The organism is Paractinoplanes tereljensis (assembly GCF_016862435.1).
GTDB lineage: Bacteria > Actinomycetota > Actinomycetes > Mycobacteriales > Micromonosporaceae > Actinoplanes > Actinoplanes tereljensis.
Genome location: NZ_BOMY01000042.1, coordinates 32,949 through 56,252 on the forward strand (window position 1 = coordinate 32,949; position 23,304 = coordinate 56,252).

Here is a 23,304-nt window from a genome sequence, read left to right on the forward strand (position 1 = left end):
CCCCTGGGGCGCAATGGCACCCCGGGGTCCGGTGGGAATGCGACCGGCCTTTCCGGTTCTAGCTCGCAAATTCTGGTGGACGGTTACGGTCCAAGACGGGGCAGGACCGCCGATTTCGAATTCTCCCGGGCGTCCTGACAAATGGCTTCCGCAAACCGAGGAGTTCCGCGTGTTCGGCAAAAAACTTGTGAAAAACATGATTGAGCGCAGTGCGGAAAATGCGACGGACCGCCGCCGATTTCTGCAGAGCGCGGGTGCGCTCGGTCTGGGCGTGGTCGGGGCGAGCGCCATCGGCAAGGCCAGCCTCGCCCAGCCGGCCGCGACCGAAGTGGCGGAAGCCGCCGCGGCGGCCCCGAGTGACGGGGCGGTACTGAACTTCGCGCTGAACCTGGAATATCTGGAGGCCGAGTTCTACCTGCACGCGGTCACCGGTGAGGGCCTTCCGGACAGCTGGACCACCGGCAAGGGCACGCGCGGCGGCGTCACCGGCGGATACGAGGTGCCGTTCCAGAGCCCGATCATCAAGCAGTACGCCAAGGAGATCGCCGCCGACGAGAAGGCCCACGTGGCCTTCCTGCGTAAGGCACTCGGCAGTGCCGCGGTGTCCCGGCCGAAGATCGACATTCGGGACAGCTTCACCGCGGCCGCCCGCGCGGCCGGGCTGATCGGCGAAATGGACACTTTCGACCCGTACGCCAATGAGAACAACTTCCTCCTCGCGGCGTTCCTTTTCGAGGATGTCGGCGTGACGGCCTACAAGGGCGCGGCCCCGCTGATCACCAACAAGACCTATCTGGGGGCGGCCGCCGGAATTCTGGCCGTCGAGGCCTATCACGCGGCCACCATTCGGACATCGCTCTTCGAAAAGGGCATGTCCGGGCCGGTCAAGAAACTGTCCGCCGCCCGGAACATGCTGGACGGTCCGCCGCTGGACGACCAGGGCATCACCAATTTCGGCGAGGCGAACATCAACCCCACCGACAACAACGGCATTGCCTTCGGCCGTACGCCGGGGCACGTGCTGAACATCGTCTACCTCAACCCGGGCCAGGTCAGCAAGGGCGGCTTCTACCCCCAGGGCGTGAACGGCGAGGTGCATGTCAGCGGCTGAGGCAGCCCCGGTAGCGGTCGTTTTCGCGCCCGGAGTTCCGGGCAAGATCCGGGCCGCTACCGCGCTGGGGCCGGCCTTCGTGGCCGCAATCGCCTATCTCGACCCCGGTAACTTCGCCACCAATTTCGCCGGTGGTTCCAGCACCGGCTATCGGCTCGTCTGGGTCGTCGTGCTGGCGAACCTGGTGGCCATGCCCATTCAATACCTGGCCGCGAAGCTCGGCATCGTCACCGGCCGCAGCCTGCCGCAACTCTGCCGGGAGAGAATGCCCAAGCGCGCCCGCTGGGCGATGTGGGCGCAGGCCGAGGTCGTGGCCATGGCCACCGATCTGGCCGAATTCGTCGGCGCCGCCATCGGCCTGAATCTGCTCTTCGGCATGTCGCTGCCGGTGGCCGCCGTGGTCACCGCGGTTCTGGCCTTCGTCATCCTGGGCTTCCAGCGGCGTGGGCACCGCCCGTTCGAACTGGCCATCGGCGCGTTGCTCGCGCTGATCTGCGCCGGCTTCCTCTACATGACCATCGCGGTGCCGCCGTCGTCCGGCGGGGTGGTGACCGGGCTGCTGCCGACCTTCAGCGGGGAGAACACGCTGCTGTTCGCGGTCGGCATCATCGGCGCGACGGTCATGCCGCACGCCATCTATCTGCACTCCGGGCTGATGAGCAGCCGGGTCGGCCGGTCCGGCCCGGTGAGTCCGCACCGGCTGCTGGCCTTCGCCCGGCTCGACATCGGGATCGCGATGGGCATCGCCGGGCTGGTCAACCTGAGCATGCTCGCCATCGCGGCCAAGCTGTTCTACCACGGGGCAGGCACCCCCGCGGTGACCCTCGACGAGGTGCACCGCGATCTCGGCCAGATGGTCGGCGGCGCCGCCGCACTCGCGTTCGCCGCGGCCCTGCTCGCGTCCGGCATCTCCTCGTCGAGCGTCGGCACCGCCGCCGGACAGATCATCATGGACGGCTTCCTGAACCTGCGGATCCCGTTGTGGCTCCGCCGGGCGATCACCATGACGCCCGCGATCCTGCTCCTGATGTCCGGTATCGACCTCACCCAGGCCCTGGTGTTCAGTCAGGTGACCCTGTCGTTCGGCATCCCGTTCGCACTCGGGGCGCTGGTCTGGCTGACCAGCCGGCGCAGCGTGATGGGCGAACACGTCAACACGGTGAAGATGACGATCGCGATGACCGCGGTGGTGGCCCTGCTCAGCGGCCTCAACATCGTGTTCCTCGGTCAGCAGGCCGCGAGCTGGCTGGGCGGCTAAGCGCTGTTCAGCAGGTCGAGGCCGAGCCGGGTGATGGTGTGCCGCATGGTGTTGCGGTGCCGCCGGCTGATGATCAGGCCGGACTCGCGCAGCACTGTCGCGTGCTGGCTGGCGCCGCCGGGCGAGATGTTGAGCCGGCGGGCCAGCTCGGAGGTCGTGCACCCGCCCGCCACCACCCGCAGCGCGGCGGCCCGGGTGGTGCCGAGCAGGGTGGACACCGCCCGGTCGTCCGGGGTGCCGGGGTCGCGCCACAGGCGCAGCGCGGTCGGCGCGTCCAGCGGCACCTGGTAGATCAGCTGCACCGGACCGTCGCCCCAAGGCGTGAAGACGCCCGGATCGGCCGCGGCGAACAGCGACGGGACCACCACCAGCCCGCGCCCCTCGAGGTAGATGTCGGTGTTCTTCTCGAGGGACGACGGGTGGTACTTCGGCATCTCCAGCACCGGCGGTGACCAGCGCAGCAGCGGCGGAGCGAGACCTTCCAACATGGCGCCGAGCCCGTCGCGGGCCATGATGCCGAGCCGGGTGGTGCGCTCGTTCTCCAGGACGGCCCGGATCCGCGGCCAGTACGGCGCGATCGCCACCTCGTGATAGCCGTCGAGGGCACCGGTCATCCGCTGCCGGGCCACCCGGCCGCCGTCGGCGAAGTCGGCGATCCAGCCCGACCGGGGGCCGCCGATCAGCGGGGCGTAACCCAGTTCGGCCCGCAGCGCCTCGGCCGGGCTCGCCACCAGACGTTCCACCGCCTCGGTGTATTCGTCGGTGGGGCCGACCACGGTGAACAGGTCGGCCATCCCGTGGGTCGGCGGCACGATGAACCGGGCCAGCTCCCGCACGTCGGGCGAGAGTGCCCGGGCCTGCGCGACGGTCCGGGCCCGCCAGCGACCGAACAGCCGGCCGTCGCCGGGCCCGGTCAGCTTCCCGAAGCTCTCCAGCAGCTCGGCGAACGCACCGAGGACCACCACCCGCACCTTCATCGCATCGGCGACCGTGAAGTGAATCCGCAGCACCCATCCATCGTGCCCTGTTTTAGCCACAGTGGAATGTCGTTGCCGCCCGGCACCCGCGTGTCAAAGGATCAAACCGGGCCGCGGCGAATCAAACGGGGGGCCGCCGCGGCCTACGGCCTATGCAGATTGCGGCTTGTGCAGATTGCGGCGCAGGAAGTCGTGCCAGGTCACCTCGGACGCGCGGGTCAGGGCCGAGGCCGGGGCGAAGCGGTCCCAGGCGTGGAAGGCGCGGGCGTACAGGTGCAGGTCGGCCGGGACACCGGCCGCGTTCAGGCTGCGGGCGAACTCGATGCCCTCGTCGCGCAGCACGTCGAACTGGGCGACCGCGACGAAGGTGTCCGGCAGGTCGGACAGGTCGGTGGCCCGGCCGGGCGCGCTGTACGGATGCACGTCCTTGCCGACCCGGTCGCCGAGCACGGCGGCCCAGGCGAGCTGGATGTCCGGCCGGGAGAGGACCACCTCGGCGGTGATCTCGAAGCTGGACGGCGTCTCCAGCCGGTCGTCGAGCATCGGGTAGAGCAGGCCCAGCAGGCGCGGCCGCGGGTCGTTCCGGTCGCGCACCATGAGCGCGGTGGCGGTGGACGGCGCCCCGCCGCCGCTGGCTCCGGCCAGCCCGATCCGGGCCGGGTCGATCCGGTGCTCGGCGGCGTGCGCGACGAGGTGGGTGTAGGCGAGATAGCCGTCCTCGGCGGCGCCCGGCGCCGGGGTCTCCGGGGCGAGCCGGTAGACCACGGCGGCCAGCACGCAGTCCAGGTCCAGAGCCAGCGCGGTGTGGTAGGCGTCGTCGTCGCGGGCGTTGTCGCCGAGTACCTGAGCCCCGGCGTGGAACCAGAGCAGCGCGGGCCGCACCTGGTCAGCGCCGGCCGGCCGGTACAGGACCACTTCGAGCTCGGTCCCGTCGTCCCGTTTGATACGCACGGCGTCGATCGTCACCCGAGGGTCAGGCGGGTTCACCGGCAGCCGGGCCCCGGCCGCCCGCAGCGCCGGGATGTCGGAGAGGTCGACCAGGGTGCCGTTGGCCGCCTTGGGCAGGGCGGCGAACGCGGCAGCGAGCTCCGGATCGAGCCCATCGGTGATTCCAGGCATCGGCCCACCTTTCCGAGAGGCCGGCTTTCCGAGAGGCCGGCCGGCCATCCCTGACGGTATAAGCCCCGACCCGCCCGCCGGGCAGCCTTTGCGCAGGTCGTGCGGCTCGACACCGTCCGCGTTCAAGGTCCGGCGTCCCGCACTCGCCGCAGCGATCGACGCGCGCCGGCTTCCCAGGAAACCGCCCGCCCGCGAGGGGACAGTTTCCTCACAGATAGCCACTTTTGCGCGAAAAGAGCAAATCCCTTTCCGGTACGCGCCACCCCAGTCCCGTAGCACTCGGTCCCGGTAGGTGCAGCTCACCCTCCGCGCGCCCGCCCCGGGCGGTCCCGGCCCAAGACCCCAACCCCACCCCTGCTCTGCCTCGGCCTCGTGGCCGCCCTGCTGCCCGCCAGCAGGCGCCGCCTCACCCCGCCGACCAGGACAAACACCAGCCCGTTCGACAGTTTGCTCTGCTCACCCATACGCGCTGCTGCGCGTATGGGTGCGCAGAGCAAAGCTCGCTGAGGTGGGTGTCCGGTTGCGCGAGAGGCGCGGCACTTGCCGGTGTTGCACGGTGGCCGCGCGGTGGCGGCGGTCGGGGGGAATTGCGGTTGTCTACGGCGTCGCCCGTACCGGCAAAGGGTTTGATTCTCGGGGCCTAGTGGTCGGCGCGCCACCACAGGTAGGCCGCCAGGCCCAGGGACGCCACGGCGATCGCCACTCGCAGCGGGCGCTCCGGGGTGCGGCGGACCAGGTGTGGGCCCAGCCAGCTGCCGAAGAGGCAGCCGATTGCCATCAGGCCGGCCGCTACCCAGTTCACCGGGGCTACCACGGCGTAGATCACGGCTGCCGCCAGATTCGCGGCGCCCAGGGCGATGCTCTTGATCGCGTTGGTCACCGGGAGCGGTTCGGTCGCGGCTACCGACAGGATCGCGAGCATGAGTACGCCGGCCGCCGCGCCGAAATAGCCGCCGTACACGCCGACCACGAAGACCGCGCCGAGCAGGATCGGGGCCGGCATTGTTCGGTGGCCGGCCCAGCGGCGCAGCTGGTCGCGGAGCAGTAGCAGGGCCGCGCCCAGGGCTACCAGCACCGGCACGATGCGCTCGAACGCCGACGACGGGGTGGCCAGCAGCAGCACCGCCCCGGCCAGGCCGCCTGCCCCGGCCACCGCGGACAGCCTCGCCAGCCGCCGGCCGTGGCCGCGCAGCTCCGGCCTTGCCCCGGCCGCGGTGCCGACGGTGTTGGACAGCAGCGCCACGGTGTTGGTGACGTTGGCGGCTACCGGCGCCAGGCCGACCGCCAGCAGCGCCGGGTAACTCGCCAGCGAGGCGAGACCGGCCATCGAACCGGTCAGGCCCCCACCGACACCGCCGAGCACCAGCAGAGAAGCATCGCTCAGGCGCACCCGGTCACCGTACCGACGCCGGATCCGGGGGTGGCGGGGCCGCGCGATCATGGGTGGATGCTCACATCGGGTGGCACGGCCCGGCGGCTGGCCGCCTCCTCGCGGGTGGTGTTCAGGCTGGCCGCCGCCGTGCGGGTGGCGCTCGGGCTGGCGGCCGCCGCGCTGGTGGCGCTCGGGCTCGCCGCCTGTTCCCAGCCTGCCGCGGCGCCGCGGTTCCTCGATGTCCACTTTCCCGGCTCCTACGCCCTGCCCGGCACGGTCGAGATTCCGGCCGCCGGGGACTACGCGATCTGGGCGACCGGCTTCCCGGCCGTCGGGGCGAACCGCTGCGCGGTCTCCGGCAGCGGCGGCAACGCCGTGCCGATGTCGGTGCCGGACGGCACGGTCACCTACACCGCCAAGGAGGAGGATGACGCCGTCTACACCTGGACGGACGCCTTCACTGCTCCGGCGGCCGGCACCTACACGCTGCGCTGCACCCCGGACGCGGCGGCGCCGGGAATGAGCTTCGCGGTGGCCCCGAAAGCCTAAACCGCGCCGCCAACAGTCTGGGCCGCGCCGCCAACAGTCTGGGCCGCGCCCGTCAACGGCCTAAACCGTGCCGCCAACAGCCTGGGCCGGGCCGCCGAGAGGCTGAGCCGTAGCGCCTCGGGCCTGCACTGCGGCGGCGGCGAGGGTTGGGGCCGGGTCGGCGGCGGTCGTGTAGAACACGGTGCCTGCGCCGTAGCGGTTCTCCAGGACGTCGGCGGTTACGTCCAGCGGGCGGGCGCCGATCAGGTCATCCAGGGCGCCCGGGGTTACCCGGCAGTGCTCGTCGACCTGGCCGCTGCCGGCGGTCAGCACCAGCGTGCCGCCGTCGCGCACGTAGTCGCGCAACGCCCGGTGGACGTCGGCCGGCATCAGGTAGAGGCTCGGCACCACGACCAGGTCGTAGCCGGCCAGCGGGGCGGTCGGCGGCAGGACGTCGATCGGGCCGTCGAGGGCGCGGTGCCAGCGGCGGACGGTCGCGTCGTAGTCGAGCTCGCGGGCCGGCAGGTGCGGCGCCTGCAAGGCCCACATCGTTTCTTCGTCGTAGAGCAGCGCGATCGTCGCCGTCACCGTGACCGGCGACCGGTCCCGCAGCGCAGCGCCCAGCGCGGCGATCTCGCGGAAGACCGGGCTGTCCGGGCCCTCGTGCGGCACCATCGCCGGGTGCCACTGCTCGGCGCCGCCCCGGCTGGCCCGCCACTGGAAGTAGCAGATGCCCGAGGCACCCCGCGCGAGGTAGGGCTCGGCGACGGCCCGCGCCGAAGCGGAGGGCGCGTGTTCCATCAGCATCCAGCGGCCGTCCCGGGCCCAGCCACGGGCCAGGTCGGCGGCGAAGGCCCGGTCGGAAAGCGTGGCCGGGTAGTCGTCGATCGCCACGATGTCGACCTCGCGGGACCAGCGGGCATGGTCGACCGGCACCCAGCCGCCGAGCGCGAAGTTGGTGGTGACCGGCGCGCCGGAGAGCAGGGCGCGCTGCGACCGGTAGTGCTCCAGCATCGCGTCGGAGACGAACCGGCGGTAATCGAGCAGGTGGGCGGGATTGCCGAGGTACTGGGTGGCGCGCGGCGGCAGCACCTCCTCCCACGAGGTCACCCGCTGGGACCAGAAATCCGTGCTCCACACGTCGTTGAGGGTCGCCTCGTCGCCGTACCGGGCGGAGAGCCAGCGGCGGAAGGCCGCCGCGCAGAAATCGCAGTAGCAGGTCGTGCCGTACTCGTTGTGGACGTGCCACAACTGCGGGGAGTAGCGCGCGGCCAGCTCCCCCACAATGGACAGACACGCAGCCTGGTAGGCCGGGGCGTTGACGCAATAGGTGTCGCGGGAACCGTGCGTCAGCCGTACGCCATCTCGGTTGATCGGCATGGAATGGGGGTTTTGGCGGGTGAACCAAGGAGGCGGCGAAGCCGTCGGGGTGGCCAGGCAGACCCCGATCCCGGCGGCGTGCAGCAGGTCGAGCACCTGGTCGAGCCAGCCGAAATCGAACTCGCCGGGCCGGGGTTCCAGGCGCGACCAGCTGAACACCCCGACGGTGACCAGGTTGACCCCGGCCTCGAGCATCAGCTCGATGTCGGAGGCCCAGACCGATTCGGGCCACTGCTCCGGGTTGTAGTCGCCGCCGAAATGGATCATCCCTTGATGGCTCCGAGCAGCATGCCCTTGGTGAAGTGGCGCTGCACGAACGGATAGATCAGCAGGATCGGGATCAGGGTGAGCGTCACGACGGCCATCTGGATGGCCAGTGGCGCGATCTGCTGATGGCCGAAGTATTGACCGGTGTTGGTCACGCCGGTGCCGGGCATCGAGTTGCCCTGCAGGGTGTACGTGTAGATGACCATCTGCAGCGGCCACTTCTGATTGTCCGGCAGGTAGAGCAGCGCGTTGAAGAAGGTGTTCCAGTAACCGACGCCGTAGAACAGCGCGATCACCGCGACCACCGCCCGCGAGGTGGGCAGCACCACCGACCACAGCGTGCGCCACTCGCTGGCGCCGTCGATCGCGGCCGCGTCGATCAGCTCCTGGGCGGTACCGGCGAAGAAGCCGCGCATCACCAGGATGTTGAAGACCGACACCGCGCTGGGCAGGACCATCGACCAGTAACTGTCGTAGCCGCCGAGCGCGGTCACCACCAGGAACGACGGGATCAGGCCACCGCTGAAGAACATGGTGACAACCAGCAACATCAAAATCGGCCGATGCGCGTACGAACCTGGGCGCGACAAACCGTAGGCGCAGAGGATCGTCACCACCATCGAGATGGCCGTGCCGATCAGCGTGACCGCCAGGCTGACCAGCAGCGAGTGCATGATCAGCTGGTTGGTGAAGATCTGCTGGTAGGCGGCGGTGGTGATGCCGTGCGGCACCAGCACCATGCCGCTCGCCTGGTTGACCGCGCCCTGCGGCGACAGGCTGGTGATCACCACCATCCACAGTGGCACGATCACCACCGCCACGGTGAAGATCAGGACCGCGCCCTTGCCGGTCTGGCCGGCGGCGGTGGGCGGTTCCTCCCAGCTGGGCCGGTTGCTCGGGGCCCGGACCTTCTGCTCGGCCAGGTCGGTCGCGGTTGTCGTGGTCATTTCCGGTACAACCCGTCCTCGCCCACCAGGTGCGCGATCTTGTTGGCGGCCAAAATCAGGATCAGCGACAGTACGCCCTTGAACAGCGATGCCGCGGCGCCGAGGCTGAAGTTCGCGTTCACCACGCCGTAGTAATAGGCGTACGTGTCGAGCACCTCGGAGGCGTCCCGGCCGACCGCACCGCGCTGGATGAGCATCTGCTCGAAGCCCACGGTGAGTGTGTTGCCCAGGCGCAGCACGAGCATCAGCACCACGATGCTGCGGATGCCGGGCAGCGTGATGTGCCACATCCGGCGCCACCGGCCGGCCCCGTCCACCGCCGACGCCTCGTACAGGTTCTGGTCGATGGCGGCCAGCGCGGCCAGGAAGACGATGATGCCCCAGCCCGCCTCCTTCCAGACCACCTGCGCGGTGACCAGGAACTTGAAGGCGTCCGGGTTGGTCATGATGTCCCAGGTGGCGTAACCGTGCTGGCGCAGCGCCTGGTTGAGCGCGCCCGCCCCGCCGAGCATCTCCTGGAAGATGGTGACCGCGAGGACCCAGGAGAAGAAGTGCGGCAGGTAGACCACCGACTGCACGATGGTGCGGACCCGGTTGTTCATCACCGAGTTCAGCAGCAGCGCCAGGGCGATCGGGATCGGGAAGAACAGCAGCAGCTGCACCAGGCTGAGCACCAGGGTGTTCTCCAGCGACTGCCAGAACAGCGGGTCGGCGAACATCGACCGGAAGGTTTCCAGGCCGCTCCACGGGCTGTGCATGAAGCCGGCGTAGATGCTGTAGTTCTGGAACGCGGTGGCCGTACCGAACATCGGCGCGTAGTTGAAGATGAGCAGCAGCACCACGGCCGGGATGACCATGAGCAGCAGCGAGCGGTCGCGCAGGAAGCGCCGCCGCCGGTCGGCCCGGCGAAGGGTGCGCTTCTGGACACGCCCCCCGTCCCGCACCGCGGGGACGGGAGGCGCCTCGGGTGTAGCTGTGCTCACTGGCCGGTGCCGTACTTCTGCCGGATGTCCTCGTAGAACGCCCGCAGCTGGTCACCGCCCTGGGCCTTCCAGGACTTCAGCGCCTCCTCGTAGGCGGAGACCGGCTTGCGGCCGTAGCGGACGTCCTTGATGGTGTCCTCCATCGGCTGCACGAGCTTGGCGTACTGGGCCGGCTCGGTGACGTTCATGCCGTAGAAGGCGGGCTTGACCGCGTACTTGACCATGTCGCCCTGCCAGGCCGCGTAGTCCTTGGTGGCCTGGACGTCGCCGCCCTTGACCGTGGTCGGGGTGAGCGGCGTGATCAGGAACTGGTAGGTGGTGGCGACCTCCTTGCTGCCCTTCTCGGTCAGCACCGGGTTGCCGTCGGTCATCTTGTAGTCGACGCCGTCGACGCCGAAGTTGATGGTCAGCCACTCGGCCGAGCCGTACGGCGCGGCCAGGTAGTTGGCGATGGCCAGGGCTTCCTTGATCTGGTCGGCGCTGAGCTTGCCGTTCAGGAAGCTGTACATGCCGGCGCTGGGGTTCATCAGCACCTCGGGCTTGCCGTCGGCCGCGAAGATCTTGAAGGCCTGCCGGTTGTAGGTCGGGTTGGCCGCCTTGCCGGAGCTGGAGTCGTCACCGGTCCACGCGCCCGGACCGTCGCCGGAGATGACCTCTTTGCCGCTCCAGAACCGCTGCTTGGCGTCCTGCGACTTGTCGGCCAGCGCGTCGGGGTGGATGTAACCGGCCGTGGCCAGCTTGTTCTGCCAGTTGAGAGCCTCTAGGTGACCGGGCGTCTCGTACCGGTGCAGGATCTTGCCGTCGGCGTCGATGGTCCAGCGGTTGGGGTCGGCCGGGAACTTGAACATGTGGTTGATGTAGCCGTACATGTCGCCGAAGGCCCACTGACCGGCGTTGGCGTTGGTCAGCTCCTTGCCGAGCGCGGCCAGCTTGTCCGGGCTGTCGATCTCGTCGGCGTTGATGCCGGCCTTGTCGAAGATGTCCTTGCGGTAGAACGGCATCCCGTTGAAGGTGGCGCCGCCGTAGTAGACCGGCAGGCCGTAGAGCTTGCCGTTCCAGATGCAGCACTGCCAGGCCGAGGTCGGGATGGCGGCCAGGTTCGGGTACGCCTTGACCAGGTCGCCGGACAGGTAGGGGCCGAGGTCGGCGAACTTGCCGACGGCGTCGGCGAAGCCCAGCTTCGGCATGTTCCAGCTGGGGATCTGGATCCAGTCCGGCAGCTTGTCGCCGGCGAACAGGGTGGGCAGCACCTTCTCGTAGTTGGTGCCGTCCGACGGCTGGATCTTGACGTTCGCCCCGAGGGCCTTGTTGACCGCCTCGTAGTACGAGTTTCCGCTGGTGCCGGGGATGGCGCCCCACAGCGGGGTGGTGGCGACGTAGGTGCCGCCCTTGCCCGGGATGCCGGTCGCGGTGGTGACCGGGCTGGCCGGGTAGGCGAGGAAAACCGCGTCGGAGAAGAAGCCGTTCGAGCCCTGGACGCTGGCGATGTCCGGCTTGATGGCGTTGGACGCCTCGACGTAGCTGGGCAGCAGCGCCTTCAGCTGGTCCTTGCCCGTGGTGCCCGGGCCGTTGGTGGTTTTGGCGTCACCACAGCCGGCGAGCAGGCCGCTCCCCGCGAATGCGATCGCGCCGAGACCGGCCAGCTCCAGGAACCGGCGACGGTCAGCACGGAGGCCATCGAGAGGGTTCATATCTTCACTCCCTTCCGGGATTCAAAATGTTTGCCTTGGCGGAGCAGACATCGATAAACTTTAGTTGGGTCGATAAACAAACAAAGTAGCCGCTGGCATCCGACCTCACAACCCCCGGCGGGGGTGCGGCATGATGGGCGGCGACGGGATGGGACCGGGGGCAGGGACTATTGGTGTTCACCAAGGACGGCGGGCCGCAGCGGTCGGACTTCGCGGACGTCCGCGCGACCAACCTGGCGGTCGTGCTGCGTCATCTGCGGAGCAACGCGCCCTGCTCGCGCGCCGACATCGCCGGCACCACCGGCCTCAACAAGGCGACCGTGTCGAGCCTCGTCACCGACCTGATCGAGCGCCGGCTCGTGCGCGAGGTCGGGATGACCGAGAACCGGATCGGCCGGCCGGCCATGATGCTGGTCCTGGACGGCTCGCCGTACGCGGCGATCGGCCTCGAGGTCAACTCCGACTACCTCACCGCGGTGGCCCTGGACCTCTCCGGCGAGCGTCTGCTGTCCTGGCGCCGCTCGTTCACCGGCGCCTCCACCGCCCCCGGCCCGGCGATCGCCTCACTGGCCGCGCTGGCCAAGCGGGCGATCGCCAAGATGGCGCACGAACAGCGCCGGGTGCTCGGCCTCACCGTGGGCGTGCCCGGCCTGGTCGACCCGGACGGCGTGGTCGAGCTGGCGCCGCACCTCGGCTGGCACCGGGTCGACCTGCGCAAGTCGCTGCTCAGCGCCCTGCAGGAGCCGGCCTATCCGGTGCTTGTGGAAAATGACGCCAACCTCGCGGTGCTGGCCGAGCAACGCTTCGGTGGCCAGGGCGGCGCCGCCAACCTGGTCTATCTGTCCGGCGGGGCCGGCATCGGGGCCGGCATCATCTGCGACGGCCGGCTGCTGCGGGGCGGCCGGGGCTTCGCCGGCGAGTTCGGCCACCTGCCGATCGACGACACCGGGCCGCCGTGCGCCTGCGGCCGGCGCGGCTGCGTCGAGTCCCTCGCCGGGCTGGGCGCGGTCATCCGCCGGGCCCTGCCGGAGGCGGTCGTCTCGCCGACCGAGTTCGGCCCGCACGTCGACGAGATCCACCGGCTGGCCAAGGCCGGCGACCCGCACGTGCTGGCGGCGCTGGCCACCACCGGGCGATACCTCGGGCACGGCATCTCGATGCTGACGAATTTGATCAACCCGGAGTTCGTGGCGCTGGGCGGTTACTTCACCGTGCTCGCGCCCTGGCTCATCCCCGAGGCCTCCCAGGAGCTCGTCGCCCGCTCGGTGGCCGGGGCCGGTGGCGGCACCCAGATCATCGTGTCCGCCCTGGACGCCAGCGCCGCCGCGGCCGGCGGTGCGGCCCAGGCGCTGGACGCGATCGATGCGGGAGCGCTCCCAACTCTCTGACCTTTATAGATCATCTTCGCTTGACTGACCTGATCGCCCTGCGGTAGACATCTCGTCAATTCCCAGAAACACGTACGACACATGCGCAATCCCCCGTCGAAGCGCTTCGACTGACCATCCGCTTCGGCCCCGCCCCAAACGGATGTGATCATGCTCTTCCGCCAGCCCGAAGCACCCCTCGCCGAGCGCGTCGACGACCTGCTGGGCCGGCTGACGCTGCCCGAGAAGGTGGCGATGCTGCACCAGCACCAGCCGGCCGTCGACCGGCTGGGCATCGCCGCGTTCCGCACCGGCACCGAGGCCCTGCACGGGCTGGCCTGGCTCGGCGACGCCACCGTCTTCCCGCAGGCCGTCGGCCTGGCCAGCAGCTGGAACCTCGACCTGGTCGGCCGGGTCGGCACCGCGGTCGGCACCGAGGTGCGCGGGCTGCACCACAAGGACCCGACCCGCTGCGGCCTCAACGTCTGGGCGCCGGTGGTCAATCCGCTGCGCGACCCCCGGTGGGGGCGCAACGAAGAGGGGTACGCGGAGGACCCGCTGCTCACCGCGCAGACCGGCGACGCGTACGCGCGAGGGCTGGCCGGGGACCACCCGCGGGTGCTGCGGACCGCGCCGACCCTCAAGCACTTCCTCGGTTACAGCAGCGAGACCGACCGGTGCACCAGCTCGAGCAACCTGAGCCCGCGGGTGCTCCGCGAATATGAACTGCCCGCCTTCCGGCTGCCGATCGAGCGCGGCTCGGCGGTGGCCGTGATGGCGTCGTACAACCTGGTCAACGGCCGGCCCGCGCACGTCACCCCCTACCTCAACGACGACCTGCGCACCTGGACCGACGACGAGATCCTGGTGGTCTCCGACGCGTACGCGCCGAGCAACCTGGCCGACCCGCAGCAGCAGGCCTGGTTCCCGGACCACGCGGAGAGCCACGCGGCCGCGCTGCGGGCCGGCATCGACAGCTTCACCGACGCGGACGACCGCTCCGAGGTGACCATCGAACGGATCGACGAGGCGATGCGCCGGGGCCTGGTCACCGAGGACGATGTGGACCGGGCCGTCCGAAGGGCTTTGACCGTACGGGTACGGCTGGGCGAGTTCGATCCGGACGAGAGCAACCCGTACGCCGGTGTGACCGCCGAAGTCATCAACTGCGAGGAGCACCGGGAACTGGCGCGGGAGGCCGTGCGGGAGTCGATCACCCTGCTCAAGTCGGAGTGCTGCCTGCTCCCCCTCGACCCGGCCCGGCACCGGACGGTGGCGGTGGTCGGCCCGCACGCCGCCAAGAACTACACCGACTGGTACTCCGGCTCGCTCCCCTACTCAAGCACCGTGCGTGACGGCCTGGCCGAGGTCTTCGGCGACGCCCGGATCCTGCACACCGAAGGGGTCGACCGGATCGCGCTGCGGCTCGGCGACCGTTACCTGGCGGCCGACTCGGACGGCGTACGGCTGGTCGGCGAAGTTTCCGGTTTTGATCTTTTCGACTGGGGCAACGGCGTGGCCACCCTGCGGTCCACGGTGAACGGGAAGTTCCTGCGGGCCGGCGACAACGGCCTGGTGGCCGACTCGGACGGGCCGTCCGAGTGGGTGGTGCGGGAGATGTTCCGGCTCGACCGCCGGCCGGACGGCACGGTGGCGCTGCGCACCCACGCCTCCCCCGGCAACCCCGACCTGGGCTCGCTGACCGCCCAGCTCGACCTCGGCCCGCGAGCCGCCCGGCTCACCCTGGAAACCCTGGTGGACGGGGCCGCCGACGCGGCCGACCTGGCCGCCACCGCCGACGCGGTCCTCGTCGTGGTCGGCAACCACCCGCTGGTCAACGGCCGGGAGACCGAGGACCGGGCCGACCTGAAGCTGCCGCCGGCCCAGGACCGGCTGCTGCGCGAGGTGTACGCGGCCAACCGCAACACCGGGCTGGTGCTGGTCTCCAGCTTCCCGTACGCGGTGGAGTGGGCCGACGTGCATCTGCCGGCGGTGCTCTGGATGTCGCACGGCGGCCAGGAGCTCGGCCGGGCGCTCACCGACGTGCTCACCGGCCGGGCCGACCCGGGCGGCAGGCTCACCCAGACCTGGTACCGCAGCGCCTGCGAACTGCCCGACCTGCTGGATTACGACATCATCACCAACGACGCGACCTATCAGTACTACCGTGGCACGCCGCTCTACCCGTTCGGGCACGGGCTGTCCTACGCCACCTTCGACTACTCCAACCTGGACGTCTCGCACTCGTCGGCCGCGCCGGGCGACACCGTGACCGTCACGGTCTGGGTGACGAACACCGGCACCCGGCCGGGCAGCGAGGTGGTGCAGCTCTACACCCACCAGCAGGTGTCCCGGGTGAAGCAGCCGCTGCGCCAGCTCCGCGGCTTCGAGAAGATCACCCTGCAGCCGGGCCAATCGTCGCTCGTCTCGTTCCAGGTGGCCGTGGACGACCTGCGGTTCTGGGACGTCACCACGAACCGGTTCGTGGTCGAGACGGCCCGGCACAAGGTGATGGTGGGGCGGTCGGCCAGCGACATCCGGCTCACCGCGACGCTGTCGGTGCGCGGCAGCCGGATCGGGCCGCGACCCGCGCTGGCCCGGCCGATCGCGGTCGTCGACCACGACGAGTACAGCGGGATCACCCTGGCCGCCACCGGTGACCCGGTGCGCGGCGAGGCGGTGCGGGCGGCCGAGGACGGCGCCTGGTGCTGCCTGACCGGCATCGATCTGACCGGGGCGCGCGAGGTGGCGGTCGGCGGCGACGGCCCGCCGGTGGTGCTGCGGCTCGACGATCCGTACGCCGGGGCCGACCTGGCCACCGTGCCACCCGGCGCCGCCGCGGTGCGCACCACGGCGGCCGACGGGGTGCACGACCTCTACCTGATCCTCGATGCCGGTACCCGAATCACCGAGATCACCTTCCAGGCGTAACGGCCGGGCCATGCAGGCGCGATAGGCTGCGCGGCCGTGCCGTACCTTCACATTCTCGGCCCGTTACGGCTCTGGCGCGACGGCGCCGAACTGGATGCCGGCCCCCGGCAGCAGGCCTATCTCCTGGCCCTGCTGCTGGCCCGGGCCGGCCGGCCGACAAGCACCAGCGAGCTGATCGACCTGATCTGGGGCGAGGACGCCCCGGCCAGCGCGCTCAACGTCATCCACAAGTACGTCGGTGCGCTGCGCCGGATTCTCGAACCGGAGCTGCCGGTCCGGGAGACCGGCTCGTTCCTGCACCGGCGCGGCAACTCCTATCTGTTCACCGCCGCGCCCGGCACCCTGGACCTGGTCGACTTCCGGGCCCACGTCGCCGCGGCCGGCGCCGACCACAGTCTTGACCGCTATGTGGAAGCGCTCGGCCTCTGGCGCGGCCCGGCCGGTGACGGTTTCGCCGACCGGTTGTTCGCCTCGATCGACGACGAGTTCTTCGCCGCCTGCACGGCGGCGGCCGACCTCGCCCTGTCGATGGGCCGGCCCGACCGGGTGCTCCCGGCGCTGCGGCTGGCCGCGTCGATGGGGCCGTTCCACGAACCGGTGCAGGCCGCGCTGGTCGGGCTGCTCGGCGCGGCCGGGCGCCAGGCCGAGGCGCTGTCGCTGTTCCGCACGATCCGCGACCGGCTCGCCGACGAGCTCGGGGTCGACCCGGGCCCGGCGCTGACCGAGGCGCACCGGCGGGTGCTGACCCAGCCCCCGGCCCCTCTTGTGGTTCCGCCGTCCGCCGCGACCGGGCTGGTCGGCCGGGTCGAGGAGCTCGCCGTGCTGCGGCAGACCGCGGAGAGCGCGCTGGCCGGGCGCACCGCGATCGGCATCGTCGAGGGCGAACCCGGGGTGGGCAAGACCCGGCTGCTGGCGGAGGCCGCCGCGGTGGCCGGCCGGCACGGCGCCCTGGTCGTCTGGGGCTCCTGCCTGGAGGGTGACGGCACCCCGTCGATGTGGCCGTGGGAACAGGCGCTGGGCACGCTGGTGGAGAGCCTGGCCGGCCCGGCCCGGGAGAAGTGGCTCGGCGGGGAGCTCGGCCGCCTCCTCGAGCCGGGGACCGGCGACACCCGGGAGCTTCCCGACGGCAACGCCCAGTTCCGGCTGTTCGAGCAGGTGGTCGCCCTGGTCGGGCAGGCCTCGGCGCAGCGGCCGACCCTGCTGATCCTGGACGACCTGCAGTGGGCCGACGTCGCGTCGCTGCAGCTGTTCAGCCATCTGGCCGGCCGGCTGCCGCCCCGCACCGCGATCATCGGCGCGCTCCGGGACCGCGCGCCCACCCTCGGCTCCGGCCTGGCCCAGGTGCTGGCCGCGGCCAGCCGGCTGCCCGGGCACCGCCGGTTCCGGCTCGGGCCGCTCGGTCTGGTCGACGTGGCCGAACTGATCCGGCACGAGGCCGGGCACGACCCCGGCGACGAGGTCGCGCGCGCCGTTCTCGCCCGTACGGCCGGCAATCCGTTCTTCGTCCGGGAGCTGTCCCGGCTGATCGACGAGGCCGGCGCGCTCAGCGGGGTGCCGGCCACCGTGCGCGACGTGGTCCGGCACCGGATGGCCGGCCTCGACGACCGGGCCCGCGACCTGTTGCAGGTCGCCGCGCTGATCGGCCGGGACGTCGACCTGCGGCTGCTGTCCCGGGCCACCGGGGTGGCGGTCGCCGACTGCCTGGACCGCCTCGAGCCGCTGCAGGCGCTCGGGCTGCTCGAACCGGGGCCGGAGGACCCGTCCGCGCTGCGCTTCGCGCACGACCTGGTCCGTGAGTCGGTCTCCGAGACCACTCCGAAGAAGCGGATCACCCGGCTGCATGTAGACGTGGCGGACGCCCTGGAAGCGACCCACGCCGACGACGAGGCGGTCGCCGAACGGCTCGCCTTCCACCTGTGGGCGGCCGGGCCGCTGGCCGAGCCGGTGCGCACCGCGGAGGCGCTGATCCGGGCCGGGCGGCGGGCGGCGGCCAAGCTCGCGTTCGAGTCGGCCAACCGGCAGCTGCGGTCGGCCGTGCAGATCACCCGGGCGGCCGGGCTGATGGAGCTGGAGTTCTCCGCCCTCACCCTGCTCGCCATCGTCGTGCGGCGGCAGTCCGGATACGACGCCTCCACGTTCGACCTGCTGGAACGGGCCGAATACCTGGCTCGCGGCCTCGGGCGGGAGGCGGAGGCGGCCGACTTCCTGTTCATCCGGCTGATGGGGGCGTACACCTCGATCGAGAAGGGCCGCGGGGCGCTGGCCCGGCGGATGCACGAGCAGGGGCTGGTCTCGGCCGATCCGGCCGTCCGGCGCTACGGTCGGGAGGCGTGGGGCCTGCACCAGTGGGACATCGGGCAGATCGGTTCGGCGTACCGGTCGTTAACCGCCGTCTCGCCCTCTGTCGCCGCGGACGACGTGGACACGCCGCTGCGGCGGGACGGCGGCATCCCGGGTGAGGGACCGGGGTGGCGGGCCGTGATGACCGCGCTGCACGGGGATGTCGACGCCGCGCTGGCCTTCGTCGACACCTGGGACACGCCGGGTGATCCGTACGCGGCCTCGGTCTGGGTCTACTACACCACCATGATCGCGTCGATGGCCGGGGACGCGGCCCTGGCCGGGCGGGCCGCTGAGCGGTGGGTGTCGGCCGGCCTCGATCGGCTCCGCTCCCAGATCGACCACTACATCCGGCAGAGTTGGTGCTGGGCCCGCGCGGTTTTGCACGAAGATGCGAGCGCCGCCTCCGAGGCCGAGGAACTCATCGGCGACCTGCTCGATCCGCCGCAATGGGGCATCGCCTACCACTACGGGCTGATCGCCGAGATGTGGCTGGCCGCCGGGTCACCGGACCGGGCCGCCGACGCTCTCGACCGGGCCGACCAGGCCGTCTGGGACCATGGCCAGCGCTACGCGGAAGGACTGCTGATGCTGCTCCGGGCACGACTGGCACAGGCTCAGGGTGAACCGGTCGACGCGGTCCGGGCCGCCGCCGAACGGGCCCGCGACCACGCCACCGCCTGCGAGGCCCACCTCTTCGCCCGGCGCGCATCGCAGTTCCTGGCGAGTCTCTGATGGACCTGACCAGCCTCGCTCGCGGACTCAGCGCGCCGGCCGGATTCGTCGAGGCCAGCCAGGTCACCCCGCCGCCCGGGACGATCCGCCTGCTGAGCGGCCTCCCGGCTCCCGAGGCGCTGCCGGTGGCGGCGATCGGGCGGGCCTCGGCTGCGCTGTGGCAGGACCCGGACGCCGCGGTCGCCGCCCTGCAGTACTCGTCGCCGCACGGCTTCACCGCGCTGCGCGACTGGATCGCCGAGCGGGAGGGCGTCGACCCGCACCGCATCGTGATCACCAACGGCGGCATGCACGGCCTCACCCTGGCCGTGCTGACCGTCGTCGAGCGCGGCGCCACCGTCGCGGTGGACGATCCGGCCTTCCCCGGGTTCCCGTGGGCCCTGGAGGTCTCGACGTCGGCGGTCCTGCCGGTGCCGGTGGCCGCCGACGGCTTCGACGTCGACCACCTCGCCGGGCGGATCGCCGCCGGGGCGCGGATCGCGGCCGCCTACACCGTGCCCGACTTCCACAACCCGGCCCAGGCCACCCTGTCCGCGCCGAAGCGGCAGGCCCTGGTCGAGCTGGCCGAGCGGCACGGCTTCTACGTCCTCGCCGACAACCCGTACCGGGAGCTGCGCTTCGCCGGCCAGGACCAGGGCGTCGCGGTCCTCAACGCCTCGGACCGGGTGATCCACGTCAACACCTTCACCAAGACCCTCGGTCCCGGCCTGCGGGTGGGCTGGCTGGTGCTGCCCGAACACCTGGTGGATCCGGTGATCGGCCTGCGCAACCGCCTCGACGTGCACACCTCGTCGGTGACCCAGGCGATCGTCGAACGCGTGGTCACCGACGACTACGACAAGATGGTCGGCCACGCCGTCGCCCTCTATCGGGAGCGCGCCGAGGTGCTGGTTTCCGCGTTGCACGAGCACCTGCCGGGCCGATTCGAGATCCAGGCCCCCGAGGGCGGGCTGTTCCTCTGGCCCCGGCTGACCGACGACGGCATCGACCCGGCCGCGTTGTTCCAGCGGGCGGTGGCAGCCGGCGTGATCTACCAGCCGGGCGAATACTTCGGGCCGTCGTGGGCCCGGCATCTGCGGTTCGCCTACGGCGACCGCACAGTTCAAGAGCTGACCGAGGCCGTACGCCGATTGGCGGTTGCCTTCGCATGACCGACGTCCGGCTTCCCCTGCGCGGGATCGTCCCGTTCGCGGCCGGCTCGGTCGGCATGGGCATCTGGGTGTCCGTGCCGGGCATCTTCCTGCTGTACTTCCTGACCGACACGCTGGCCGTGCCGCCGCTGATCGCCGGCTTCGCGCTGCTGCTGCCGAACGTCCTCGACATCGTGCTGCACCCGACGGTCGGGCAGCTCTCCGACGCCGACCGGGCCGGCCGCGGCAGCCGCCGGCGACTGATGTTCGCCGGCTGCGCGGTGGTGCTCGCCTTCGTCGCACTGTTCGCGGTGCCGCCCGGCCTGACCGGAGTGCCCGCCGCGGCGTGGGTCGCGGTGGCCCTGATCGCCGGCAACCTGCTCTACAGCTTCTACCAGGTCTCCTACCTGGCCACCCCGGCCGACCTGGGCATCGGCTACCACGAGCGGACCCGGCTGATGGGCTTCCGCAACCTCGTGATCACGGTCGGGGTGCTGCTCAGCGGAGTGGCCGCGCCACTGCTGGCCGGCGACGACGGCTACACCCGGATGGCGCTCCTGCTCGGCGCGGTGATGCTGGTGGCGATGCTGGCCGGGATCACCGGGGTCGCCCGCCTCGACCGGGCCGCACCGGGTGCCCCGACCGAGCCCGGGCAGCGCGGCCGGCTGCTGGCGGCGCTGCGCGACCGGCAGTTCCGCCGGCTCACCGGTTCGTACCTGACCATGGCGATCACGATGAACCTGGTGCTGGCGGCGATGCCGTACTTCGCCCGGTACGAGCTGGGCCGCCCCGCGTTCACCTCGGTGCTGGTCGCCGCGTTCATGGCCCCGGCGGTGCTGGCCACGCCGCTGTGGGTGCTTGTCGCCCGGCGCTGGGGCAAGCAGCGCTCGCTGCTCACCGCCCAGGCCGGGTTCGTGGCCGGGTGCCTGGTCCCGGCGTTCGGCGCGGCGGCCGGCCTGCCCCTGCTGATCGGGGCGATGGCGGTGCTGGGCGTCGCGTTCGCCGGCATGCAGCTCATGCCGCTGTCGATGGTGCCGGACGTCGTCGCCGCGTCCGGCAAGGCGAGCGCGGGCAGCTACACCGGGGTGTGGACCGCGGCCGAGGCCACCGGCGGCGCCCTCGGCCCATACGTCTACTCGGCCTGCCTGGCCGCGGGCGGGTTCGTGGCCGGCACCCAGTCCCCCGCCGCGCTGGCCGCGGTCCGCTACGGCTTCGCCCTGGTCCCGGCCGTCCTGATGACGGTCGCCATCCTGCTGCAGCGCCGCTACACGCTGGACGCCGTCTCCCGCACCGCCCGCCCGACGAGGGCCCCCGTCTGATTCCGCCGGCGACGCCGCCGAAGTAGGCTCCGGACGTGCAACGCAGCTGGCAGCCTCCCCGGCCGGTGGTTCGGCGGCGGGCCGACCACACCGCGATCGTCGGCTGCGACCTGATGGTCGACGGGGTTGCCGTGGAGAGCCCCGGCTCGGCCGCCGACCTCGCGCGGCTGCATGAGCAGGCTCAGGCCCAGGACGGCGCGTTCGTGTGGCTCGGCCTGCACGAACCCACCGAGGCCGCGCTGGCCCGGGTGGCCGAGGTGTTCGGGCTGCACCCGCTGATGGTCGAGGACATCCTGCACCGCGAACAGCGGGTGAAGGTCGAGCGCTTCGACGACGTGGTCTTCTTCGTGGTCCGCTCCGCGCAGTACGTCGAGCACGAGCGGATCACCGCGACCAGCGAGATCGTCAGCACCGGTTTCGTCCGTATCCTGGTCGGCCCGCACTTCGTCATCACCGTCCGGCAGGGCACCGTGATGGAACTCAGCACGCTGCGCGCCGACCTCAGCGATGACCCCGAGATGCTGGCCCAGGGCCCGTGGGCGGTGGTGCACGCGATCCTGGACCGGCTGATCGACGTCTACGTCGACATCGCCGGCGCCATGCAGACCGACCTCGACCTGACCGAGGCCGCCGTGTTCGCCCCCGGCACGCCGGTCACGGTCGAGCAGATCTACCAGCTCAAACGCCAGCTGATGAAGTTCAAGGCGGCCGTGCTCCCGCTGCAGCGCCCGCTGGCCGCGCTGGTCAGCAAGCAGTTCGCCGACCTGCCCAAGGAGATCCGCCGGTACTTCAGCGACGCCGCCGACCACCACAGCGCCGCGGTGGAGCAGGTGGTCGCCTTCGACGACGTGGTCAACACCCTGCTGCAGGCCCGCCTGACCCAGCTGACCGTCGACCAGAACAACGACATGCGCAAGATCGCCTCGTGGGCGGCCATCGCCGCGCTGCCGACCGCGATAGCCGGCATCTACGGCATGAACTTCACCCACATGCCGGAGCTGAACGCCCGCTACGGCTACCCCATCGTCATGCTGCTCATCGTCGTCAGCGCCACCGTCCTGCACCGCCTGCTGCGCCGCGCCGGCTGGCTCTGACGCCCCCCGGCTCAGTCGAGGCCGGTGCGGCCCTCGGCCCAATAGCCCTTGCCGATCACTCGGCGGGGGCTTCGCTCCCACCCCCGGCTGTCTCGCCGGACCGCGTGCACCGTCGCCGCGTCGCCGGTGACCACGAGGGTGTACGGCGTCGGCGCGGCATCGCGGCGGGCCTGGCCGAGCAGATCGGCACGGTCGGCGGACTTCGCGACCACCGTGACCCGTTCGGCGATGCCCAGCTGAGCGAGGACATCGGTGAGTCCGGCCGGGTCGCTCGCCTCGAAGACGTACGCCGCGTCATCGGCGATGGTGTGCAGCGCGCAGGCGAGGGCGACGCTTGACTCGTCGCCGAGGAAGAGCACCGGACCGGTGGCCTCGCGCAGGTCGATCGAGCGGCGTGGCCCGAAGACCTCGCACGTCTGGCCTTGCGTGACCCGCTCGAACCACTGGGCCCCCGGACCGGTCCCATGCGTGTACGCCAGCAGCGACGTCACGCCCCGGCCGGCATCCCAGCTCATCGGCGTGTACGTGCGCATGCTCAAAGAACCGCGCCGGGGCCGGAACTGCAATTTGGCTCCGGGCACCCAGGTCGTCTTCCGGAACGCCTCGGCCGACAGTTCCAGCCGGACGAACTGGGGCGAGAGGCGGTCGCACCCGGTGACGTCGGCGGTGTCGAACATGACGCCGCCGGCCAGGTCGGCCAGCCGTTCGGTTAGTCCGGTAATGGTTTCGCTCCAGGTTCTTCAGCCGTGGCGTCA

At 71.1% G+C, this 23,304-nt stretch carries 17 protein-coding genes; 9 read left to right on the top strand and 8 right to left on the bottom strand.

Annotated features, from left to right (window positions below; translation table 11 throughout):
• The first annotated feature begins 37 nt into the window (after positions 1–37).
• Both Ate02nite_RS32540 and Ate02nite_RS32545 read left to right on the top strand, forming a co-directional pair.
• Positions 38–1,111 (top strand): ferritin-like domain-containing protein, encoded by a 1,074-nt coding sequence (locus tag Ate02nite_RS32540; RefSeq protein ID WP_203811703.1) that lies wholly within the window; start codon positions 38–40, stop codon positions 1,109–1,111.
• A complete protein-coding gene (locus tag Ate02nite_RS32545) occupies positions 1,098–2,369 on the top strand; it encodes an Nramp family divalent metal transporter (protein WP_203811704.1) in 1,272 nt (423 codons plus the stop codon). Before Ate02nite_RS32540 ends, Ate02nite_RS32545 begins: the two co-directional genes overlap by 14 nt.
• Here Ate02nite_RS32545 and Ate02nite_RS32550 read toward each other — a convergent pair.
• From Ate02nite_RS32550 to Ate02nite_RS32560, 3 genes are all read right to left on the bottom strand, one after another.
• On the bottom strand, positions 2,366–3,379 hold the full coding sequence (locus Ate02nite_RS32550; protein WP_203811705.1) for an ArsR/SmtB family transcription factor: 1,014 nt from the start codon (positions 3,377–3,379) through the stop codon (positions 2,366–2,368). The genes Ate02nite_RS32545 and Ate02nite_RS32550 overlap by 4 nt on opposite strands.
• A gap of 117 nt (positions 3,380–3,496) precedes the next feature.
• The gene (locus Ate02nite_RS32555) at positions 3,497–4,465 is read right to left on the bottom strand and encodes an alpha/beta hydrolase (protein ID WP_203811706.1); all 969 of its coding nucleotides are present in this window, start codon (positions 4,463–4,465) and stop codon (positions 3,497–3,499) included.
• A 640-nt stretch (positions 4,466–5,105) separates the two neighbouring features.
• Entirely contained in the window at positions 5,106–5,855 is a 750-nt protein-coding gene (locus tag Ate02nite_RS32560) for a sulfite exporter TauE/SafE family protein (protein ID WP_203811707.1), read from the bottom strand.
• Between the two features lie 57 nt (positions 5,856–5,912).
• Between Ate02nite_RS32560 and Ate02nite_RS32565 the strand changes: the two genes are divergently transcribed.
• Positions 5,913–6,386: a hypothetical protein gene (locus tag Ate02nite_RS32565; protein ID WP_203811708.1), complete on the top strand. Its 474-nt coding sequence runs from the start codon at positions 5,913–5,915 to the stop codon at positions 6,384–6,386.
• Between the two features lie 60 nt (positions 6,387–6,446).
• Here the strand turns inward: Ate02nite_RS32565 and Ate02nite_RS32570 are convergent, their stop codons facing one another.
• Genes Ate02nite_RS32570 through Ate02nite_RS32585 form a run of 4 tightly spaced genes read right to left on the bottom strand, consistent with a single transcriptional unit; the run spans position 6,447 to position 11,633 of the window.
• Positions 6,447–8,012 (bottom strand): beta-galactosidase, encoded by a 1,566-nt coding sequence (locus Ate02nite_RS32570; protein WP_203811709.1) that lies wholly within the window; start codon positions 8,010–8,012, stop codon positions 6,447–6,449.
• Positions 8,009–8,959, bottom strand: a complete 951-nt coding sequence (locus tag Ate02nite_RS32575) for a carbohydrate ABC transporter permease (protein ID WP_203811710.1) — start codon at positions 8,957–8,959, stop codon at positions 8,009–8,011. Before Ate02nite_RS32575 ends, Ate02nite_RS32570 begins: the two co-directional genes overlap by 4 nt.
• The gene (locus Ate02nite_RS32580) at positions 8,956–9,903 is read right to left on the bottom strand and encodes an ABC transporter permease (protein WP_239147878.1); all 948 of its coding nucleotides are present in this window, start codon (positions 9,901–9,903) and stop codon (positions 8,956–8,958) included. Before Ate02nite_RS32580 ends, Ate02nite_RS32575 begins: the two co-directional genes overlap by 4 nt.
• A 35-nt stretch (positions 9,904–9,938) precedes the next feature.
• The gene (locus tag Ate02nite_RS32585; RefSeq protein ID WP_203811711.1) at positions 9,939–11,633 is read right to left on the bottom strand and encodes a type 2 periplasmic-binding domain-containing protein; all 1,695 of its coding nucleotides are present in this window, start codon (positions 11,631–11,633) and stop codon (positions 9,939–9,941) included.
• 173 nt (positions 11,634–11,806) lie between these two features.
• Here Ate02nite_RS32585 and Ate02nite_RS32590 point away from each other — a divergent pair, with 173 nt between their 5' ends.
• The 6 genes from Ate02nite_RS32590 (at position 11,807) to Ate02nite_RS32615 (ending at position 22,549) form a co-directional block, all read left to right on the top strand.
• The gene (locus Ate02nite_RS32590; RefSeq protein WP_203811712.1) at positions 11,807–13,021 is read left to right on the top strand and encodes an ROK family transcriptional regulator; all 1,215 of its coding nucleotides are present in this window, start codon (positions 11,807–11,809) and stop codon (positions 13,019–13,021) included.
• Positions 13,022–13,171: 150 nt separating this feature from the next.
• Entirely contained in the window at positions 13,172–15,931 is a 2,760-nt protein-coding gene (locus Ate02nite_RS32595) for a glycoside hydrolase family 3 protein (RefSeq protein WP_203811713.1), read from the top strand.
• A gap of 36 nt (positions 15,932–15,967) precedes the next feature.
• Complete coding sequence (locus Ate02nite_RS32600) at positions 15,968–19,006, top strand: ATP-binding protein (protein WP_203811714.1); 3,039 nt, start codon at positions 15,968–15,970, stop codon at positions 19,004–19,006.
• Positions 19,006–20,157, top strand: coding sequence for an aminotransferase-like domain-containing protein (locus Ate02nite_RS32605; protein WP_203811715.1), 1,152 nt, complete (start codon positions 19,006–19,008; stop codon positions 20,155–20,157). Before Ate02nite_RS32600 ends, Ate02nite_RS32605 begins: the two co-directional genes overlap by 1 nt.
• Positions 20,154–21,455 (top strand): MFS transporter, encoded by a 1,302-nt coding sequence (locus Ate02nite_RS32610; RefSeq protein ID WP_239147879.1) that lies wholly within the window; start codon positions 20,154–20,156, stop codon positions 21,453–21,455. The genes Ate02nite_RS32605 and Ate02nite_RS32610 overlap by 4 nt, the downstream gene beginning before the upstream one ends.
• Positions 21,456–21,490: 35 nt before the next feature.
• Entirely contained in the window at positions 21,491–22,549 is a 1,059-nt protein-coding gene (locus tag Ate02nite_RS32615) for a magnesium and cobalt transport protein CorA (protein WP_203811716.1), read from the top strand.
• A gap of 11 nt (positions 22,550–22,560) precedes the next feature.
• Here Ate02nite_RS32615 and Ate02nite_RS32620 read toward each other — a convergent pair whose 3' ends face one another.
• Positions 22,561–23,226 carry a siderophore-interacting protein gene (locus Ate02nite_RS32620; protein ID WP_203811717.1) on the bottom strand — a complete coding sequence of 222 codons (666 nt, stop codon included), beginning with the start codon at positions 23,224–23,226 and terminating at the stop codon, positions 22,561–22,563.
• Between the last annotated feature and the right edge of the window lie 78 nt (positions 23,227–23,304).

Bases quoted from the DNA above. Each gene is read 5' to 3' on its own strand.
- Ate02nite_RS32540 (WP_203811703.1), top strand. From the start codon at position 38: ATGCGACCGGCCTTTCCGGTTCTAGCTCGCAAATTCTGGTGGACGGTT.
- Ate02nite_RS32545 (WP_203811704.1), top strand. From the start codon at position 1,098: ATGTCAGCGGCTGAGGCAGCCCCGGTAGCGGTCGTTTTCGCGCCCGGA.
- Ate02nite_RS32555 (WP_203811706.1), bottom strand. From the start codon at position 4,465: ATGCCTGGAATCACCGATGGGCTCGATCCGGAGCTCGCTGCCGCGTTC.
- Ate02nite_RS32565 (WP_203811708.1), top strand. From the start codon at position 5,913: ATGCTCACATCGGGTGGCACGGCCCGGCGGCTGGCCGCCTCCTCGCGG.
- Ate02nite_RS32570 (WP_203811709.1), bottom strand. From the start codon at position 8,012: ATGATCCATTTCGGCGGCGACTACAACCCGGAGCAGTGGCCCGAATCG.
- Ate02nite_RS32575 (WP_203811710.1), bottom strand. From the start codon at position 8,959: ATGACCACGACAACCGCGACCGACCTGGCCGAGCAGAAGGTCCGGGCC.
- Ate02nite_RS32585 (WP_203811711.1), bottom strand. From the start codon at position 11,633: ATGAACCCTCTCGATGGCCTCCGTGCTGACCGTCGCCGGTTCCTGGAG.
- Ate02nite_RS32595 (WP_203811713.1), top strand. From the start codon at position 13,172: ATGCTCTTCCGCCAGCCCGAAGCACCCCTCGCCGAGCGCGTCGACGAC.
- Ate02nite_RS32605 (WP_203811715.1), top strand. From the start codon at position 19,006: ATGGACCTGACCAGCCTCGCTCGCGGACTCAGCGCGCCGGCCGGATTC.
- Ate02nite_RS32610 (WP_239147879.1), top strand. From the start codon at position 20,154: ATGACCGACGTCCGGCTTCCCCTGCGCGGGATCGTCCCGTTCGCGGCC.
- Ate02nite_RS32620 (WP_203811717.1), bottom strand. From the start codon at position 23,226: ATGTTCGACACCGCCGACGTCACCGGGTGCGACCGCCTCTCGCCCCAG.